4 protein-coding genes and 1 pseudogene are annotated in these 3,199 nt (G+C 56.2%); 1 reads left to right on the forward strand and 4 read right to left on the reverse strand.

Going from position 1 to position 3,199, the window contains the following annotated elements:
* A pseudogene (locus AACY31_RS28355) lies at positions 1-671 on the reverse strand (RHS repeat-associated core domain-containing protein); the annotation flags it as partial.
* Here AACY31_RS28355 and AACY31_RS29185 point away from each other — a divergent pair.
* The gene (locus tag AACY31_RS29185; protein ID WP_445261597.1) at positions 657-992 is read left to right on the forward strand and encodes a hypothetical protein; all 336 of its coding nucleotides are present in this window, start codon (positions 657-659) and stop codon (positions 990-992) included. The pseudogene AACY31_RS28355 and the gene AACY31_RS29185 overlap by 15 nt on opposite strands.
* A gap of 59 nt (positions 993-1,051) precedes the next feature.
* On the opposite strand, the gene AACY31_RS28365 is transcribed toward AACY31_RS29185, so the two are convergent.
* From AACY31_RS28365 to AACY31_RS28375, 3 genes are all read right to left on the reverse strand, one after another.
* Positions 1,052-1,315: a PAAR domain-containing protein gene (locus AACY31_RS28365; RefSeq protein WP_339505593.1), complete on the reverse strand. Its 264-nt coding sequence runs from the start codon at positions 1,313-1,315 to the stop codon at positions 1,052-1,054.
* Positions 1,316-1,404: 89 nt separating this feature from the next.
* Positions 1,405-1,695: a hypothetical protein gene (locus tag AACY31_RS28370; protein ID WP_339483801.1), complete on the reverse strand. Its 291-nt coding sequence runs from the start codon at positions 1,693-1,695 to the stop codon at positions 1,405-1,407.
* Positions 1,692-3,199 (reverse strand): RHS repeat domain-containing protein (locus AACY31_RS28375; protein WP_339505594.1); only part of this gene is annotated, 1,508 nt, incomplete at its 5' end. The genes AACY31_RS28375 and AACY31_RS28370, both read right to left, overlap by 4 nt.

The raw sequence follows: 3,199 nt of genomic DNA on the forward strand, positions 1-3,199 counted from the left end.
AGCGCCAGCAGATGGCCGCTGCCATAGGTCAGCCAACAGACGCGGTGACCATCCGGGCGAGTGGTCGCGATACGTTGATTGAGGGCGTCGTACTCGTGCTTCCATACAGCCACATGCGGTTCCTGCAGGTAGCGCAGGTATTGATGTTCGCGAGTGTTGTTGCCCGCACGGTCGTAGAACCATTGCAGTTTGCAGGCGGCGTTCTCGGCCAGCAGCAGATTACCGTTGCCGTCATAGGCGAAGGTCTCGGTCTGCCATTCCAGGCCTTCCTTGTGCCCGGCATGGCGGGCGATCAGGCGGCCGAGTGGGTCGTACTCGAATTCGTTGACCTTATCACCGTCGAGGCGGCGTGTGGGTTGATTGCTGCCGTGGTCGTAGAGGTAGTGGGTGGTCTGTTGGTCGAAGCCGGTTTCCTTGAGCAGGCGCCCGGCGGGGTCGTATTTGAAGCTGGCGGTGCTGTTGTTTTCGTTGCGCAGTTCCAGCAGTTGGCCGAGGCGGTCCCAGCGGTAGTCGAGGCTGGTGCCGTTGGCGTCCAGGCGTTGCTGGATCAGCCCGACTTCGTTGTAGTGCCAGGTGGTGCGTTGGCGCAGGGCATCGGTATGGGTGAGCAGGCGACCTTCGGCGTCGCGCTCGAAGAGTTCGTCGGTTTTGTCTGGGTGGATCAGTCGCACCAGTTGGCCGGTGCGGTATTCGTAGGCAGTAGTGTTCCCTTCGGCATCGGTGAAGCGGCTGAGCTGGCCGAGTGCATCGTAGTCCCACTGACTGATTTTGCCCGAGCAGTCGGTGTAGCGGATCAGTTGGCCATCGGCGTTGTAGGCCAGTTGCTTGCTGCCGCCGTTGGCATCGGTAATGACTACGGGGAGGTTATCGCTGTTGTAGGTGTACTGGGTGGTGTTCTCCAGCGGATCGATGGTTTCGATGATGTTGCCGCGTTGATCGTAGTCGTACTTCCACAGGCCGCCTTCGGCGTCGCGGGTTTGAAGTTGGCATAGGCATTGGCGCGATCAAGCCAATGCCGGTGTTGTCCGGTTGTTAAAGAGCGGGGTGCCTGTCAGCGATGTACGGCACCGCGGGAGCCGCTGGCGATCAGCGTCGCGCCGCAGCTGGTTTTCATGCCATCCAATGCCACGGGAATGCCGTTGACGGAATAGGTGCTGCTGCCTTCGGCGATCGAGAAGGGGCCTTTACATAAGGGGCACATCACCATGTGGCCTTTGCCGGCCATGGGCTGGCCGTTGAGGTTGGTGTGGGGGATGGATTCGGTGACTATACCGCCGTGGTCTGTTGTGTCTCCCAAGCGAACTATTGATTTCACTGTTTTGTTCCTCTGGCCTAATTCAGGGTTGTAAATATGTGTTCTTTATTTTTCTGCCCGTCCAGCTATCGTCAGTGCGGATGTTGTACTTAAGCGTTTAAGAGTTGCTTTCGGTCAATGGGGAGATTTTCAACTGAAAACTCAATAGCGGATGCAAGATCAAAAAAATCTTTTCGTATGTACGAAAAATATAGGTCGGTAGCGTCTTCATATTTATCCAAGTAATGGTCAAATCCAACCTTGTAGCCGCCGTTAGTTTTTCGTAAGAAGAACTCAGTTTTTTCAAGCTCGCCATTTTTCTCGTGCTCGGTATTAATCCAAATGCATTTTTTGTTGTTTATTCGTTGTTGTAGGTGTGCAATGTCTTGTTGGGCCATCATGCTTTCCTCCTTCTTCCGTTACGGCATTTAGAGTCGCGATCAACAAAGATATCTACCTTGTTTCCTTCAGGTGTGACGATATTTATGTGTGGTGTCGTCTTGTGCGGATGCCCGTCAGGTAGGGAGTCGTGTCCAAAAAGATCTCCGGAAACTGGGTTTGTCTTAAAATCCATATGATAAGAAGCTAGTCCTGATCCATTTTGTCGATTTGACTTAAATGCGGCTTTATCCCTGGCCGTTTTTTCCGCAGATTTATCACCCGCACCTGCTGCTTTTTGCGCATCTGGGAATGCACCGAAGAGGACCGCAACAGCATCTTTATAAGAGCATACAGTCACGCTACGACCAGCCTTCAACTCGGCAATCGATTTTGCGATAGATTGCGGCGACAACCCGCGAGGGTCAATCCACTCAACCGGATTCGGCCCATACGCATAGATGTTCAGCCCACCCGCAAATCCAATCGGGTCCTTACCAATAAACCGCCCGACCTGTGGATCATAGTACCGATAGCGATTGTAGTGCAGCCCGGTCTCCACATCGAAGTACTGGCCTTGAAAGCGCAACGGATTGCGGATGTCCGCCCGTTTGGCAGTCTCGCTACGCTGTTCCTTGGCCAGCCCCCAGGCTTTGTAGACCCCGGCCCAGGCGATGTCTCCGTGTTCGTCGGTCAGCTCCATCGGCGTGCCGAGGTGGTCGCATTGGTACCACGCCACGGTGCTGAAGGTCTCAGGCTTAAATTTGTGCTGCCACAACGGGTCACGGTCGATGTCGTAAGCGCCTTCATAGGCCGGCTCGGGCAGCAGTTGGATGCTGCGTTGTTCCACCGCCTGAGCCACCGGCACAAAACTGCCCGGCTCGAAAAAGTAGTGGGTTAGGCGTTCGCTCTTGTCGTTGTTGCGACTTTCGAAGGCCAGCATATCGCCGTCCCAGCCATAGATCGTGTAGCCGCAGCCGTATTGTTCGTCGAGCTTGGCGCGCTCCAGCTTGTTCCACATTGGCCCGGCTTCGCGGCGGTCGTGGTACTTGGCTTTGGACAGCTTGAACAGCCGTCGGCCCAGCGCGTCGTAGGCAAAGCTGACGGTCAGGCGATCATCTGCGTAGCCGATCAGACGGTCGTACAAATCCCAGGTGAACTGGGATTTCTTGCCGTTGTGCAGCCGTTCCTTCAGGTTGCCGCGCTCGTCGTAGCTGTAGTGGGTGCCCACGTAGTCGCGAAGCAGGTTGTCCAGCAGCTTAGGTGGGCTGTATTGATTGGGACGGCGTGGTGCCTGCGGGTCTAGCAGATTACTGGCCGGGTCGAAGGCGAAGGTTTCTTCGCCGCTGATGGTTTGGGCAGCGAGCAGTCGACCCAACGGGTCATAGCGGTAACTGAGCGCGCCGCGCCGGGTGTCGTCAATGCGGGTGAGCTGGCCGGCAGCGTCATGCCGGTAGCTGCGCACGATCACACGTTGGGCGTCGCCGCGTTTCCCCAGTGCTTGCTCCAACAACTGACCGTTGGGTG

This window comes from Pseudomonas sp. RL_105y_Pfl2_101 (assembly GCF_963970585.1).
Taxonomy (GTDB): Bacteria; Pseudomonadota; Gammaproteobacteria; order Pseudomonadales; family Pseudomonadaceae; genus Aquipseudomonas.